Here is a 14,790-nt window from a genome sequence, read left to right as displayed (position 1 = left end):
AGGGCAGAAAATGGATAAGTGGCAGGCGCTGAAAGCGCATCACGCGAAAGTGGCAGAGCGCCGGATCCTCTCGTTGTTCAATGCGGATCCGGCACGGGCGGCGGGCTTTTCTGCAGAAGCCGACGGGCTTTTGTTCGACTGGTCAAAAACCAATATCGACATTGAGGGTCGCGATCTTCTGCTGGCGTTGGCCACGGCGTCGGGCGTCGCCGACAAGCGCGCCGCGATGTTTTCCGGCAAGAAGATCAATGAGACCGAAGGCAGGGCGGTGCTGCATATCGCTTTGCGCGCGGGCGAAGAGCACCGCATTCTGGTCGATGGCCAGGATGTAATCCCTGACATCACCGCGACCCGCAGGCGCATGGCGGCGTTTGCCGATCAGGTGCGTTCGGGCGCGTATCAGGGCCAGGGCGGCAAGATCACCGATGTGGTCAATATCGGTATTGGCGGCTCGGATCTTGGGCCGGCCATGGCCGCGCTGGCGCTGGTGCCTTATGCCGACGGGCCTCGCGCGCATTTCGTCTCGAATGTGGACGGCGCCCATATCCATGACACCCTGTCCGGGCTGAACCCGGAAACGACTCTGGTGATCGTCGCCTCGAAGACCTTTACCACCATTGAGACCATGACCAATGCGGATACCGCAAGGGCCTGGATGGCGAAATCGGTCAAAGACCCGGCCGCGCAATTTGCCGCCGTCTCGACCGCTGGTGACAAAACCGCCGCTTATGGCATCGCAGCTGAACGCGTGTTCGGTTTCGAGGACTGGGTCGGCGGGCGCTATTCGATGTGGGGGCCGATTGGCCTCGCATTGATGCTGGCAATCGGGCCCGAGGATTTCGATCAGTTCCTCGCCGGCGGCCGCGCGATGGACGCTCACTTCCTCGAAACCCCCTTCGCCGACAACATTCCGGTGCTGCTGGCGCTGGTGGGCATCTGGCACAACCAGCTCTGCGACTATGCCACCCGCGCCGTGCTGCCCTATGAACAACGCCTCTCGCGGCTGCCCGCCTATCTCCAGCAACTCGAGATGGAATCAAATGGAAAATCGGTGGCGCTGGATGGTTCTTCGCTGAGCATCAACTCCGGCCCGGTGGTCTGGGGCGAGCCCGGCACCAATGGCCAGCACGCCTTTTACCAGCTGATCCACCAGGGCACCCGGGTCATACCCTGCGAATTCCTCGTCGGTCGCCACGGCCATGAGCCGGACCTCGCGCATCAGCACCTGCTGCTCGTCGCCAATTGCCTCGCGCAATCCGAGGCGCTGCTGCGCGGCCGCTCCCTCGATGAGGCCCGCACCATCATGGCAAAGAAAGGCCTGAGCGGAGAGGAGCTGGAACGCCAGGCCCGCCACCGTGTCTTCCCCGGCAACCGCCCGACGACAACGCTCGCCTATGACAGGCTCACGCCTTTCGTCCTGGGCCAGATCATCGCGCTCTATGAACATCGCGTCTTTGTCGAAGGCGTGATCCTCGGGATCAATTCCTATGATCAATGGGGGGTCGAGCTTGGCAAGGAACTCGCCCTCGCGCTGCAACCGGTGCTCGAAGGCAAAGAAGGCACAGACGGCAAGGACGGCTCCACCGCCAGCCTCGTGGCCTTCCTGAAAACCTGAGCCAATTCATCTGTCCCCAAATATCCTCGGGGGGTGAAGGGGGGCAGACAGCCCCCCTTCTTCTTTCACTCACTTCAGCGCAGCGGTCACGATGACCTCGACGCGGTAATCCGGCGTCGCGAGCTTGGCCTCGCCGGTGGCACGCGCCGGGGTATTGCCCTGCGGCACCCAGGCATCCCAGACCGCATTCATCTCGGCGAAATCCGCCATATCGGCGAGCCAGATCTGGGTCGACAGGATGCGGGTCTTGTCGGTGCCGGCTGCCGCGAGGATCCGGTCCACTTCGGCAAGGCAGGTGCGGGTCTGATCGGCAACCGAGTCGCCGGGGTTCCCGACCTGACCCGCGAGCCAGATGATGCCATTGTAAGACACGCCCTCGGACATACGCGCGCCCACGCCATAGCGTTTGATTTCCGAACTCATCTTGCACTCCCTGCTTTGGTCGGTTCCCTGCAAGGAATAGCGGTGCCGCGCGGGGAAGAAAAGCGCTCCTCAGGCGAATGCGGCGCGGCGCCTTTGTGCCGCCCGATCCGGGAGGGGCGGCTAAGGCGTGCGGCGGCACAGAAAGCTGTCGCCGCTGACCGGGGAAAACCAGGTCATGGTGCCATCGGGGTTCATCGCCAGCGAGAGCTGGTAATTATCCTCGAAAGTCAGGGTGAATGTATCGCCTTCGGGGGCGATATCGACGATGGGCATCGGCGCTTCACCGCTGTCATAATCGCTGCCGGTAAAGGTGAAAGTCCCGACCTCGCAATCCCAGACCCCTTCGAAAGGCCAGGGCGCGGCGGCAACCGATGGTCCGGCCGCGATCACTGCGAGTACCCAGAAGAGGGCCGCCCCGACTGAACGGCCCGGGACGCCAGAGCGGTGGGCGGAAGGATTGCGGTAGTGAGATGCACCATCGAAGCCCGGATCTGGAATACCAGAGCTGAAGCCCTGGAGGCGGCTCGCCGCCCGGCCCCCGGATCTGACCCTGGATTGCCCCACTTGCCTCATCGCGCTCCACTTTCCCTCTGTCAGGGGTTGCAAATGTATGTCAGGCGCTCCCCCGGAGTAAAGGGAGAGCATTGTCTCAGATCTGGCGCTGCAGGTGCCGCCCCGGTCAAGCCTGCGGCAGGCTCGCACCATGTAAACGGCACCCGATTGCCGATCGCTCGCTTTGACCGGGCAAGAGATTGCCTGGCCTGGCCGGGCGGGTCCGCTCAGAGGCTGAGCTCAGGGGCTGATCAGTGTGACGCCGGGCATGTTGCGGATCACTTCGATATCTTCGAGATAGGTCCGGGTCAGCCGGTCGACCGTTTCCTGCGTCCAGCCGGGCAGGGCGAAGTCCATGGTGATCCGTTCCGCCACCGCGAATTTGTCGAGAAAAGCCGAAACCACCCGGCGGCGCTGGCTGACCGAAGCCGGCGGGTGGCTTGCAAGGTAATTGCGCAGCCGCGTCAGACCGTCCCCTGCCATGATCAGCGACAAAAGCTCGTCAGTCTCCTCCAGCCGGGTGTCATCGCTGTAGCCGCCCACCGCCTGCAACGCCTCCGGCCAGATCAGCGGCGTGTCTTCGTCGCACCAGATCGTCAGAGGCGCCCCGGGGTTTTCGGCAATAATCTGGCTGACCACATCCGACCAGCGCAGCTGGCTGATATCGGTGCCCTCGATGAATTCCTCATAGCTGCGGCTGTTCCTTTGCTTCTCGTAAAGCGCCGGAAGCCAGGTGGCGGGATTGCGGATCGCGAGAAAGAACTCGGCCTCGATATGAGGGAAGATCTGGGTAAAGGCCCGAATGCGTTCCCCGGCAAAACCGTAAAGCCGGCCCCGCAGCGCCCATTGCGGAAAGGCAAGGAAACTGTCCCAGCTGAGGATCAGCCGCCCGGCCGTGTCATCATCCATGATCTGTTCGATCACCAGCGCCTGGGTATCGACACTGGCCGGCGCGCCGCGCAGCTGGACCGCCGTATCGCGCAGGAGCCGCCGGTAGCGGGTCGGAGCCGGCACATGGATCCCCTGTTCTGCCAGAACCGAACGATTCTTCAGCAGGCAACGGATAAGCCGCTCCTCATCGGTGCAATGGGCACCCAGGTGGTAGACAATGCGCATGATTCGGATCGGGGCTCCCGCTGCCATCCTCGCCGCCCGCGCCAGTCGGACAGCCTGCTTTCTTCCCATATAGAGCACGATAGCCTGTGGCAAATGCGTTTGTCTTAAGGCGTTTGTGAGAAGTTGCACGAATGAGGTCCGGGGCGGGCCTGCCGATCCATCACCACATGCACCGCCATCCAAAGCCCGCAACCCGGCCCGGGCGGCCGGAACCGGGGGCAGCACTACAGGGGGCCGCAACAGGGTCGGCCGGAACAGGGGAGCTGAACAGCTTCCAGCCGGTATTTGCGCTGCCAGGACGTCGCCGCAAAGCTGCCTGCCCGGACTGATTCTGACCCATGCCACATCCCCGCCTTTCTCGTGCCGGTCATTGCACCCAATCGGGGTTGCCGCGCCTGCCTAAAACCACAAAACGCCAGCCAGATCCGGCTTAAACCACCGGTTCGCAGACAGCGCTCCGGCTTGCACCTGCGGGCGGGAGTTGCTACATCATCTCTCCGTGGCCCCTATAGCACAGCGGTAGTGCAGCGGTTTTGTAAACCGAAGGTCGGGAGTTCAAATCTCTCTGGGGGCACCATTTCACAATCCCTTTCCAAGGCGTGGTGTAAAACCCCGAACCGAAGGTAAGCGTTCCGGATCTTGGCAGGTCCCGCCTTACGCAAAGGCGCTTACCTCTCTGCATTTGCGGGTACCTGACCGACAGGCCGGTGCCATACCGCGCCCTCCCAGCTTGCGGCCTTGCGGACGGGCCATGCCAATGGCTTCGCCCACCTCTGGGTTCCCCTTTTCTACTACCACCATTTCCGGCGCCAGTATTGGGAGAAGACCCGGCAGGACAGCCCGTCCCGTAATGGTTCTGACGGGTTCGGTGACCTTTGAGAGGTTCGGAAGGGTGGAATATCAAAATCGGCATCGGTGCTCCCCGGGGGGGGCGGCGGCTCACCTATGATATCAACGGTAACCCATTCCCATTCATCCCGGCTAAGACGTTCCTTGTTGGTCCGCTGACCGACCTTTCCCCGGATACATTTCCCTGATCATCTCGCTGTAAGGACTTGATCAGATCAACGCCCATATGCGCTTCCAGCACCTGGCACGGATCGAGCGTTGCCGGCTCTTCATCAGGCAGCGCCTCGTGCATCTCGATCTCGGCCTCGTCGTAAACGGCGATGCTGGCCGCACCGATGGGGAAATCTGACAACCACAGCGGTCCGCCACCGAAGACGAAAAGCGCACGGACATACTGACGATACCCGACGATCTCGGTGTAAGATCTGGCCGCAAAGGGCGGCGCATAGCGGGTCTGCCGCAGCACGACCGGCACAGAATCGTCAGAATCCAGCCGGTCGCGCCAGCCTGACAGGGCATAGTTAGGCTTTGTTTCCTCGGGCTCGACCGGCGGGATCAGCGCATTGATTAGCAACGACCAAAGCAGACTGATGCCCATCCCCACCAGGGCTGATGTCACCGCGCAACCAACCTCGCCAGCTACAAAAACATAGCACCCGCCGCCCGGGAACCAATGGCGGCCGCGACCGCCAGCATAATCGACAGGGCTGCGCGAAGGGCGTTCTTTCCGGGGACCAGCCGGATCAGCATCCGGCCCCCCTCGCGTGGCTTGACGCTATGCCAGCGTTCTGGATGCGCAATGCGGATCTTTGCGCGCTGCCCAAAACCACCCGGGCGCGCCCTCATGGCAGGTTCCCGCCCCGGAAAAGCCGCCGCGACAATATCCCCGACCGTCATCCTGACCGGCAGTGTCAGCGCGATCCGGGCGGCGCCGGGGTCAATGGCAGGCGCTGCAAGTAAGGAGTTACGGTCGGGGTCACAGGTCTCATACCGGTAAATCGGTAACGCATTTTATGGGCCGTTCAATGGCCTTTGAAACATGCCGGAAGATCCCGGTCAGAAGGTGCGACCAGCGCCCGGACCTGTAATCCTCCAGCCTGGCGCAGTCCTCGCCTTCCATGTGGATCTTGAGGCCATCCCTAAGACGCAACCCGAGATGCGAGGACAGCCGCCGGCGCCGGATCACCGCGATATCGAAGGCCTGCTCCGGGCCGGAAACCGGCGCCCAGAGGGGCGAAACCCCCGCGCCGCCGATCAGCGCCGCGATCTCGCCCTGTTCCTCGGCCGAGGCATAGTCACCCAGATAATCCGGCAGCGAGACGCCGGGTTCCTCGCGCTAGACATGCAAGGCAAGCCCCCAGCAATCGCAGCCGGCGCGCCTACGGCCGAGATCCTCGAAGGGAATGCCTATGAAACGATCTGACCAGATCATGAATTCAATCCCGGGAAACGCAGCTTGGCGAGGCGACCGGGCGGAAACGGCTCGAGACCGGAGCTCTCGCGCGACAGGGAAAGGACTGACCTGCCACGGGATTTTTCCTCCATCTGCGACTAGAGTCCGGCCCATTGAAAGGACGGACGATGAAGAAGGCACGACTGACGGAAGAGCAGATTATCGGCCTCCTGCAGGAACACGAGGCTGGGGCGAAGTGCGCTGACCTGTGTCGCAAGCACGGGATGTCGGAAGGCACGTTCTATGCATGGAAGGCGAAGTATTCCGGGATGACGGTGTCTGAGGCCAAGCGGCTGAAGGTGCTGGAGGACGAGAACGCCAAGCTCAAGAGGCTGCTGGCCGAGCAAATGCTCGACATGGCGGCGATGAAGGAACTGCTGGCAAAAAAATGGTGACGCCCGCCGTGAAGCGCGAGGCTGTCGCGCATCTGAAGGCCCATGTCGGGCTGTCGGAACGGCGGGCGTGCGAGATTGCTGGGGCGGATCGCAAGATGGTTCGCTACCAGTCTCAGCGTGCGCCTGACACGGCCCTGCGCGGTCGGCTGCGGGATCTGGCCAATGAGCGACGCAGGTTTGGCTACCGGCGGCTCTTCGTCCTGCTCAGGCGGGAGGGCGAGGCGTCGGGGATCAGTCGCATCTACCGGCTTTACCGAGAAGAAGGGTTAACGGTGCGTAAACGCAAAGCGCGCCGCAAGGCCATCGGCACAAGGGCCCCGATCCTGATCGAGGCGCGGGCCAATGCGCGCTGGTCGCTGGATTTCGCTTCGCGGACCTTCGGTTCGTCCATGACCAGTTCGCTTGCGGACGGCGCTTCCGGGTGCTGAACGTGGTCGATGACGTCACGCGCGAATGCTTGGCTGCGATCCCTGACACTTCCATCTCAGGCCGCCGTGTGGCGCGGGAACTGACGGCGCTGATCGAACGCCGCGGCAAGCCCGGCATGATCGTGTCGGATCGACGAAGATCAGAAAACGATCCGGGGGATCGTTTTCCTGAGGAGGGGGACCGAACTGACCTCGAACGCGATCCTGAAGTGGTGCGCCGAGCACAAGATCAAATGGCACTACATCGCGCCTGGCAAGCCGATGCAAAACGGTTTCGTCGAAAGCTTCAACGGCAGGATGCGGGACAAGTTCTTGAACGAGACGCTGTTACGCAACCTCGCCCATGCCCGTGATCTGATCGCAGCCTGGGTCACCGACTACAACACCGCGCGGCCCCATTCGGCCCTCGGCTACCAGACCCCTGCAGGCTTCGACCTGCACCTGACCACCGCAATCGCCCGTCCCGCTGCACGCGATGAGAGTTCCGCGCGACGGGCGATTGCTCAATCCACGCCAAACGGCATAAATCAAAAACCGGCTCCGGTCGCAGCTGGATGAAAGCCCCGTGGCAGGTCTGAGGCGATGCCGGGCAATGCCTTCCTCCAGAGCCAGGTCCCGGCTGCTAGCCTGAATTCCCGGTATGACTTCTGTCTGGAGGTCCGAGCAACAAAGCCGCGATGCTCCCGGTGGCCCGTCCAAAGCCCTTGGCCTGCAAAAGCTTTGGACGTGCTGATACCCCCGGCAAGGCTCCCGATTAAGAAGACTGTTTCACATTGGGGCTGCAATGAAGGCGAAGGGGATCTGCGCTGGCCGGCGGGGGTTTCAGCGGCGCTTACCACCTGGACGCGCGGTTTTGTTGCCGCGCGGGCCGGTCAGAACCGGGGTGTTCGAGAGGTTCTCTTCATGCAGCTTGCGCCAGCGATCGAGGCGGGCAGGGTCGAGCGTTCCGGCCTTGACGGCGGCCAGCACCGCACAGCCCGGCTCATGGCCGTGGGTGCAGTCGCGAAAGCGGCATTCGGGGGTGAGTTCTGCGATTTCGGCAAACAGCTGATCCAGCCCGATGGACAGATCGCTGACATAGAGCGATCGGATGCCGGGAGTATCGATCACCATCGCCCCGCCGGCAATCGCATGCAGCGAGCGCGAGGTCGTGGTGTGGCGCCCCTTTGCGTCATCCTCGCGGATGCTGCCGGTCAGCTGCGCATCCTCGCCGGTCTTTTCCGCAAGCGTGTTCAGCAAGGACGACTTTCCCACCCCTGACGAACCGACCAGGGCCACCGTCTGACCGGCACCCAGCCATGGCGCCAGCACCTGGGCCGCATCAGGCGATGTGGCATCCAGCCAGACCGCCTGCAATCCGCGCTGCAATGCGACAGCCTGATCGCGAAAGGCGCCCGGATCCGCGATCTGATCGGCCTTGGACAGCACGATAACCGGCGTGGTTCCGGCCTCATTCGCGACGGCAAGATAGCGTTCCAGACGCGCCGGGCTGAAATCATCATTGCAGGAGGTGACGATGAACAGGGTATCGACATTCGCGGCGATCAGCTGTGGCGCCCCGCCGCCATCGCTGCGCCGTTGCAGCAGGGTCTGCCGGTCAAGCCTGCGCACCAGCATCGTGGTTGCGGCCTCTGTCAGGATCCAGTCGCCCACCGCATAATCTGCGGTATTGGCGCGCGGCGGCAGAGTAAGCCGAACCGGGCCTGCGACAGATTGCGCCGTCATCCTGGCGCGGTGGACGCTCGCAACCCGCATCGGCACCAGCCCTGCCTCTTCCTCGCCGAGCTGATCAGCAAAGAAGGCAGACCAGCCAAGAGCGGCCAGTGCCGGATCGCTGAGGGCAGGGCCGCTCAGGGCTGGGCCGATTTGGGCTGAGCCGATTTGGGCGGGCGGGATCTGATCGGAGACATGTTTCACACTTGCCTGCATGTCTGTCACCCGGGACCAATGCAAGCCTGGCGTTGCAGCGCCGGCATGTTTTTTCCACCCGACCCGGCTCTGCCATGTATTTGCAGCACATCGCCTGATCAAACGCGCCCACATGCCGGCAAACCCCGGTCCGGGTGGACGCGGACCGCCTGAACGAGCTACACAGGCGTCTCGCGATGACATGGGGGTACAGATCATGCTTTGGGATATCCGGGCACTTATGAAACCTGCCCTTTCGGTGATCGACCTGATCCCGAATATCCATCGCACACCGGCACTGGCGATGCTGCGCCGGGCGGTGCTAGACGGGCGGCCCCTGTCAACGCGTCTCTCTGCGGATGACAAAGAGCTGGCCTTTCTTGATGCCCATGTTGCGATGACTTCGCCCGTCGGGGCAAAAGTCCTGAAGGCGCTTTATACCGGTGGCCATCTCAGGCTGAAGAAACCTGCGCAGAAATCGCTTCCGGCGCTGGACGCCTATATTGCGACCGAGGCCGCCTTTCGCAGCGAAGTTGCACGGATCATCGCCAGTGAGGATGCAAAACGCGATCGGCTGGCCGAGATCATCGCCAATCCGGATTGCGCGGATGAAAGCGAGCTGACCTCCTGGCTGATCGACCGGGTCATCTCGGCGCATCTTGGGCATGGTGCGACCGGTGCCATGCTGATCGCCGGGCTGACCTGTGAGCGGGCGGAACGTATGTCTGCCGGGCCCGGTGACGGCCCGCACCGCGCCCCGTCCGACATGATGTGCTGGTGGTTCGATCATGCGGGACAGCGCCAGGGCGATGCCGGGCCTGGTCTCGCTGATAAAACCGCATCCCCTGGTTGATCCGGGGCGTCACAATCAAACGACATCCGGAAATGCCTCAGGCGCAATCATCGTTTTCGCAGGGCCGGCTTCCTGCCTGAGATCACAGCACCGTCGTCAGGGAGCCGCGCCGTGGCCTCGTGCCGGCTCTTAACCAGCTTTATATGTTGCCGTGTTTGCTGAGATGCCGGCACTTTCAGAAATTCAGAAAGGTCTAAAGGGATCTTCTGCGAGAACATCGTCATTTCAGACCTCTGAGACAGGCTTGTGCCCTGTCTCCTGCCAGGATGGGGCGACGACCTCTCCCATTTCCCTTGCGGCGCGCTCTGCCTCGTCAGAGCTGTCCTGAGCTTTCTGTGCCTGATACCTTCGGCGGAGCCTGTCGTCCTGATCTCGCGCAAGATTGACGCTCGGACTGGAGCTGCAGGTACCCGTCACGAGCTCTCTGAGCCATGACGGTATATGCAATTCTGCGATGTCAGAAGGCGCCCCATACTGTCATCTCCGCCGTCAATCGCGAGGCTTGCCCAGCGATTGACGGCGAAAGGTGCCGGAACGTTTTTTTTCAGCGTCTTAATATGGGGTATCGGCGGTCATCGGCGGTGTTTGGACAGGCCCGAATCATTCCAGCTCGATGGTGCCCGGCGGTTTCGAGGTCAGGTCGTAGAACACCCGGTTCACGCCTTTCACCTCATTGATGATCCGCGTCATGGTTTCGCCGAGGAATTCATGGGTGAAGGGGTACGTGTCGGCGGTCATGCCGTCGACCGAGGTCACGGCGCGGATCGAGACCGCGAAATCATAGGTGCGCCCGTCGCCCATCACGCCGACGGTTTTCATCGGCAGGATCGCCGCGAAAGCCTGCCAGATCTCGTCATAGAGGCCGTGTTTGCGGATCTGGTCGATATAGACCGCATCTGCCTCGCGCAGGATGGCGAGTTTCTCACGGGTGATCTCGCCGGGGCAGCGGATCGCAAGGCCCGGCCCGGGGAAGGGGTGACGCCCGATGAACGACGCTGGCAGGCCAAGCTCGCGGCCAAGGGCACGGACCTCGTCCTTGAAGAGCTCGCGCAGCGGCTCCACCAGTTTCAGGCCCATCTTTTCCGGCAGGCCACCGACATTATGGTGCGATTTGATCGTGACCGAAGGCCCGCCGCTGAAGGAGACAGATTCAATCACATCGGGGTAAAGCGTGCCCTGTGCGAGGAATTCGGCGCCTTCGATCTGGTTCGCGTATTTCTGGAACACGTCGATGAAGAGCTTGCCGATAATCTTGCGCTTGGTCTCCGGGTCGGAAACGCCTTCAAGCTCGCCGAGGAAAAGGTCGGATTCATCCGCCGCGATCAGCTTGATCTTGTAATTGTCGCGGAACATTTTGACGACTTCTGCCGCCTCGTTTTTCCGCAGGAGCCCGTGATCGACAAAGACGCAGGTCAGCTGGTCGCCGATCGCCTCATGGATCAGGATCGCTGCGACAGAGCTGTCAACGCCGCCCGACAACCCGCAGATGACCTGTTTGTCGCCGACCTGTTCGCGGATCTTCGCGATGGCTTCCTCGCGGTAGCCGGCCATGGTCCAGTCGCCGGTAAAGCCCGCAAGCCGCACGAAATTCTCGTAAAGCTTGGCGCCCTTGGGGGTGTGATGCACCTCGGGGTGGAACTGCACGGCAAAGAAACGGCGCGAGGGGTCGGCGGTGATCGCAAAAGGCGCATTGGGCGAGGTGCCATAGACCTCAAAGCCCGGCGCGATCTGTGACACATGGTCGCCATGGCTCATCCAGACCTGCTCGTCACCGGCCTGGAACCAGCCGTCGAGGATCTCGAGATCGGCGCCTTTGCGGGTCACAAAGGCACGGCCGAATTCGGCGGTGCCATGACCCGATTCCACCAGCCCGCCCAGCTGCTGCATCATGGTTTGCTGGCCGTAGCAGATGCCAAGAACCGGCACGCCGGCGGTCCACAGGCTTTCCGGCGCGCGGGGGCTGCCCTCACGGGTGACCGAATCCGGCCCGCCCGACAGGATCACGGCCTGGGGCGCGAATTCTGCCAGAAAAGCGTCTGAGACGCGCTGATAGGGGTGGATTTCGCAATAGACATTCAGCTCGCGCAGGCGCCGCGCGATCAACTGGGTGACTTGCGAACCGAAATCAATGATGAGGAGGCGTTGGGGCTGGGTCATGGTTTTGCCATAGGTCCGGGGCTGGAGAATCGCAAGCGGGGAATGGGGGCAGGGTGGTCTTGCTACCGGAACTGTTTCGCCAGTTTCAGGCCCTGACCCTGGTAGTTTGATTTCAGATCGGCGCCGTAGATCCGGCCGGGCGGCGACGACATCCGTTCATAGACCAGACGCCCCACCACCTGGCCATGTTCCAGAACAAAGGGGGCCTCGTGGCAGCGCACTTCCAGCACGCCACGCGAGCCATGGCCCCCCCCCGCATCATGACCGAAGCCAGGGTCGAAAAAGCCCGCATAATGCACGCGGAACTCGCCCACCATCGCCAGGTAGGGCGCCATTTCGGCGGCATGATCGGGCGGGATCGTCACGGCCTCGCGCGAGACGAGGATATAAAACGCGTCAGGGTCGAGGATGATACTGCCGTCTTCGCTATGGACCTCTTCCCAGAAATCGCGTGCCGGGTAATGGGCGATGCGGTCAAGGTCGATCACCCCGGTATGGGGTTTGGCACGGTAGCCGGCCAGGGTGCCTTCGGTCGGGCGCAGATCGACGGAAAAGCCGAGGCCTTCGGAAATCACCGGGGTGCCATCGACCAGCGGCACCTCCTGGTGTAGCTTCACAAGATCGGCATCCGAGAGGCGGGCTTCGCCCGCACGAAACCGGATCTGGTTCAGGCGCTGGCCCTCGCGCACAAGGACCGAGAAAGAGCGCGGGCAGACCTCGGCATAAAGCGGGCCGCGGTAAGCTTCGGGGATCCGGTCAAATTCGGTGCCGCCATCGGTGATGGTGCGGGTCAGCAGATCCAGCCGCCCGGTCGAGCTTTTGGCATTGGCGACCGCGGTGATGCCTTTGGGCAAAGCGAGGCTCTCGGCCAGTTCGATCAGATAGACGCAGCCCTTCTCCAGCACCGCGCCTTCGCTGAGGTCGATGCGATGCATTGCAAATTCTTCAAGCCGCGCACTGACGCGGCGGTCGCGGCCGGCGAGGAACGAGGCCCGCACCCGCCAGGCATACCGCCCGAGGCGCAGGTCAAGGCTCGCGGGTTGCACCTGGGCATCAAGGATCGGGCTGGTTGCCAGGATGGCGCGCGATTCTATCAGGCTGCGAATTGCGTGATCGGGCAGGACGCCGCTCTTTGCCATGCTGTGCTTCCTTTCGTCCGATCCGTTGCCGTCCGGTTTTTATCCGAAACTCTCGCTCCGGGATGCCGCAAATGAAAACCGCCCGCGCTGCGAAAGCAGGCGGGCGGTTTTTCGATGGTCGGGCCGGTGAGATTCGAACTCACGACCTCCCGCCCCCCAGACGGACGCGCTAAACCAGGCTGCGCTACGGCCCGACACTGGCGCCTGAATAACGATTTCCCACGCAGGTTCAAGCACAAAGCAGCGCCGTCCTCGTCATTTTCTTCCGGGCCCTTTCGCGAGCGCGGGCGCCGCAGAGGGCAGGGCTCAGCCGCCGTGCTTTTGCGCTTCGGAAAGCCTCTGGCGGAGCGCGGCGATCCGCCGTGAAAGGGCGCGCAGGGAATCATTGCGCGCAGACAGGCTGCCCGGTGGCAGCGCCCGAAGCCTTGCGGCGAGTGTCTGCGGACGGAAGGGGGCTTCGCTGGCTGCCGCAGGCTCTGGCTCGGCTGCGCCGGGGGCATCCGTGTCATACGCTGCATCCGCGCTCTGTTCTGCCACATGATCCGTCTCGGCAACGGTCACGCGGTCCGTCTCGGGAAGCGGGAAGGCAGTGATGCTTGCCGTTTCTGCGGCGAGGTCATCTTCGGGGCCGATATCAAAGGCGAAAGGCGCCTCTTCATGATCGGCCAGATCCGCATCCGCCCCGGCCACGACAGGAAAATGATCTCCGGGCTGCGCAGACAGACGATCGGAATTGTGATCCTGCGCCTCTTCCTCTTCTGCCTCTTCCGCAGCGGTCATCACCAGGTTTTCGCCCGGATCATGGGCCGGTTCAAAGCCCGGGAACATCGACTGACGCGGATCGAAGGCAGACAAGGGAGGCTCTTTCTCGGGCGGTTCTGTGGCTTGCGGTATGGTTTCCGGGGCGGATTCCCGGGACGGCTCGCCGGGGAAGGCAATGACGGTTCCGGTGGTCTCGCCTGCGGAGAAATCACCTGCGTCAGAATCAGGCCTGTCATTGCGCGCCTGTGCGTCATGCACTTCGCTCTCAAGCGCTTCGATACTGGCCTCATTGGCCTCGCGCGGTGTCAGTCTGGTCACCTCGGCGCCGCGCCGCGTGGTTTTGACCGACATCGCCGAGATCAGCGCCTCTTCCTCGGCGCTGGTGTCATCGGTCAGGCCGGCGACATGGCGTACTCCCTGTTCGCGCAGGATCTTCTGCACGCCGCGGATCGTCATTCCCTCTTCATGCAAAAGCCGCCGGATCCCGGCCAGAAGCGCCAGATCCGAAGGGCGGTAATAACGCCGCCCGCCCGCCCGTTTCACCGGGCGAATCTGCGGGAACCGCGTTTCCCAGAAGCGCAGCACATGGGCCGGGGTCTCCAGCACCTCGGCGACTTCCGAGATGGTCCGGAAGGCGTCGGGAGATTTGTCCATCGGACGCTCCTGCCTCATCATGGCCGCAGCGTCTGAACCGCTCCGGCCGCTTTGCATATTCTGTGCGTTTGCCGGCCGGGACTGCGGCAGGCGTCAGCCGGGCTGCGCGTCACAGTGCAGCACCGGCCAGCGGGCCTTCAGCTGCCGGATCCAGCCGCCACGCGGTCTTTCATCAGATGCGAGGGACGGAAGGTCAGCACCCGGCGGGGCGAGATCGGAACCTCGTCGCCGGTCTTCGGGTTACGCCCGACCCGCGCCGTTTTCGCCCGCACCGAGAAGGTGCCGAAAGACGAAATCTTGACGGTCTCGCCGGCAACCAGCGCGTCAGAGACATGCTGCAGCACGGTTTCAACCAGGTCGGCAGATTCGTTGCGGCTCAGCCCGACTTCGCGGAACACCGCTTCGGTCAGATCCATCCGTGTAAGCGTTTTCTCACTCATGTCTCAAGGTCCCCCCCGGGATTGACCTCGCAAGGATGGCGAGTCC

General features: G+C 62.8%; 11 protein-coding genes, 2 tRNA genes and 1 pseudogene. 4 read left to right on the top strand and 10 right to left on the bottom strand.

Going from position 1 to position 14,790, the window contains the following annotated elements; all coding sequences use genetic code 11:
- The first annotated feature begins 10 nt into the window (after positions 1–10).
- Positions 11–1,615 (top strand): glucose-6-phosphate isomerase, encoded by a 1,605-nt coding sequence (pgi, locus tag AC4FS3_RS15250; protein WP_491021266.1) that lies wholly within the window; start codon positions 11–13, stop codon positions 1,613–1,615.
- Between the two features lie 69 nt (positions 1,616–1,684).
- Here the strand turns inward: pgi and AC4FS3_RS15245 are convergent, their stop codons facing one another.
- From AC4FS3_RS15245 to AC4FS3_RS15235, 3 genes are all read right to left on the bottom strand, one after another.
- Positions 1,685–2,038, bottom strand: a complete 354-nt coding sequence (locus tag AC4FS3_RS15245) for a RidA family protein (protein WP_283177698.1) — start codon at positions 2,036–2,038, stop codon at positions 1,685–1,687.
- Positions 2,039–2,158: 120 nt separating this feature from the next.
- The gene (locus AC4FS3_RS15240) at positions 2,159–2,428 is read right to left on the bottom strand and encodes a hypothetical protein (RefSeq protein ID WP_491021265.1); all 270 of its coding nucleotides are present in this window, start codon (positions 2,426–2,428) and stop codon (positions 2,159–2,161) included.
- A 402-nt stretch (positions 2,429–2,830) separates the two neighbouring features.
- Entirely contained in the window at positions 2,831–3,706 is an 876-nt protein-coding gene (locus AC4FS3_RS15235) for a hypothetical protein (protein WP_491021264.1), read from the bottom strand.
- A 502-nt stretch (positions 3,707–4,208) separates the two neighbouring features.
- Here AC4FS3_RS15235 and AC4FS3_RS15230 point away from each other — a divergent pair.
- Positions 4,209–4,283: transfer RNA gene (locus AC4FS3_RS15230), tRNA-Thr, on the top strand.
- A gap of 366 nt (positions 4,284–4,649) precedes the next feature.
- Here AC4FS3_RS15230 and AC4FS3_RS15225 read toward each other — a convergent pair.
- Positions 4,650–5,174 (bottom strand): hypothetical protein, encoded by a 525-nt coding sequence (locus AC4FS3_RS15225; protein WP_491021263.1) that lies wholly within the window; start codon positions 5,172–5,174, stop codon positions 4,650–4,652.
- Between the two features lie 962 nt (positions 5,175–6,136).
- On the opposite strand from AC4FS3_RS15225, the pseudogene AC4FS3_RS15220 reads away from it, so the two are divergent.
- A pseudogene (locus tag AC4FS3_RS15220) lies at positions 6,137–7,389 on the top strand (IS3 family transposase).
- 264 nt (positions 7,390–7,653) lie between these two features.
- On the opposite strand, the gene rsgA reads toward AC4FS3_RS15220, so the two are convergent.
- Positions 7,654–8,760 carry a ribosome small subunit-dependent GTPase A gene (gene rsgA, locus AC4FS3_RS15215; protein ID WP_491021262.1) on the bottom strand — a complete coding sequence of 369 codons (1,107 nt, stop codon included), beginning with the start codon at positions 8,758–8,760 and terminating at the stop codon, positions 7,654–7,656.
- 220 nt (positions 8,761–8,980) lie between these two features.
- Between rsgA and AC4FS3_RS15210 the strand changes: the two genes are divergently transcribed.
- Positions 8,981–9,592, top strand: coding sequence for a hypothetical protein (locus tag AC4FS3_RS15210; protein WP_491021261.1), 612 nt, complete (start codon positions 8,981–8,983; stop codon positions 9,590–9,592).
- A 600-nt stretch (positions 9,593–10,192) separates the two neighbouring features.
- Here AC4FS3_RS15210 and guaA read toward each other — a convergent pair.
- The 5 genes from guaA to ihfA form a co-directional block, all read right to left on the bottom strand.
- On the bottom strand, positions 10,193–11,749 hold the full coding sequence (gene guaA / locus AC4FS3_RS15205) for a glutamine-hydrolyzing GMP synthase (RefSeq protein ID WP_491021260.1): 1,557 nt from the start codon (positions 11,747–11,749) through the stop codon (positions 10,193–10,195).
- Positions 11,750–11,811: 62 nt separating this feature from the next.
- Positions 11,812–12,888 (bottom strand): 2'-deoxycytidine 5'-triphosphate deaminase, encoded by a 1,077-nt coding sequence (locus tag AC4FS3_RS15200; RefSeq protein ID WP_491021259.1) that lies wholly within the window; start codon positions 12,886–12,888, stop codon positions 11,812–11,814.
- 115 nt (positions 12,889–13,003) lie between these two features.
- Positions 13,004–13,082 (bottom strand) — tRNA-Pro (locus tag AC4FS3_RS15195).
- A 112-nt stretch (positions 13,083–13,194) separates the two neighbouring features.
- Entirely contained in the window at positions 13,195–14,304 is a 1,110-nt protein-coding gene (locus tag AC4FS3_RS15190) for a MerR family transcriptional regulator (RefSeq protein WP_491021258.1), read from the bottom strand.
- 137 nt (positions 14,305–14,441) lie between these two features.
- Positions 14,442–14,744 carry an integration host factor subunit alpha gene (gene ihfA / locus AC4FS3_RS15185; RefSeq protein WP_092896980.1) on the bottom strand — a complete coding sequence of 101 codons (303 nt, stop codon included), beginning with the start codon at positions 14,742–14,744 and terminating at the stop codon, positions 14,442–14,444.
- Positions 14,745–14,790: the final 46 nt, after the last annotated feature.

It is taken from the genome of Pseudogemmobacter sp. TB195, assembly GCF_058313095.1.
The sequence above is the reverse complement of the archived record's forward strand: the minus strand, read 5'-3'. Positions and strand labels throughout refer to the sequence as shown.

What these genes read in the sequence shown, in the direction of transcription:
- pgi (WP_491021266.1), top strand. Translation starts at nt 11, where the DNA reads ATGGATAAGTGGCAGGCGCTGAAAGCGCATCACGCGAAAGTGGCAGAG.
- AC4FS3_RS15245 (WP_283177698.1), bottom strand. Translation starts at nt 2,038, where the DNA reads ATGAGTTCGGAAATCAAACGCTATGGCGTGGGCGCGCGTATGTCCGAG.
- AC4FS3_RS15235 (WP_491021264.1), bottom strand. Translation starts at nt 3,706, where the DNA reads ATGCGCATTGTCTACCACCTGGGTGCCCATTGCACCGATGAGGAGCGG.
- rsgA (WP_491021262.1), bottom strand. Translation starts at nt 8,760, where the DNA reads ATGCAGGCAAGTGTGAAACATGTCTCCGATCAGATCCCGCCCGCCCAA.
- AC4FS3_RS15210 (WP_491021261.1), top strand. Translation starts at nt 8,981, where the DNA reads ATGAAACCTGCCCTTTCGGTGATCGACCTGATCCCGAATATCCATCGC.
- guaA (WP_491021260.1), bottom strand. Translation starts at nt 11,749, where the DNA reads ATGACCCAGCCCCAACGCCTCCTCATCATTGATTTCGGTTCGCAAGTC.
- AC4FS3_RS15200 (WP_491021259.1), bottom strand. Translation starts at nt 12,888, where the DNA reads ATGGCAAAGAGCGGCGTCCTGCCCGATCACGCAATTCGCAGCCTGATA.
- AC4FS3_RS15190 (WP_491021258.1), bottom strand. Translation starts at nt 14,304, where the DNA reads ATGGACAAATCTCCCGACGCCTTCCGGACCATCTCGGAAGTCGCCGAG.
- ihfA (WP_092896980.1), bottom strand. Translation starts at nt 14,744, where the DNA reads ATGAGTGAGAAAACGCTTACACGGATGGATCTGACCGAAGCGGTGTTC.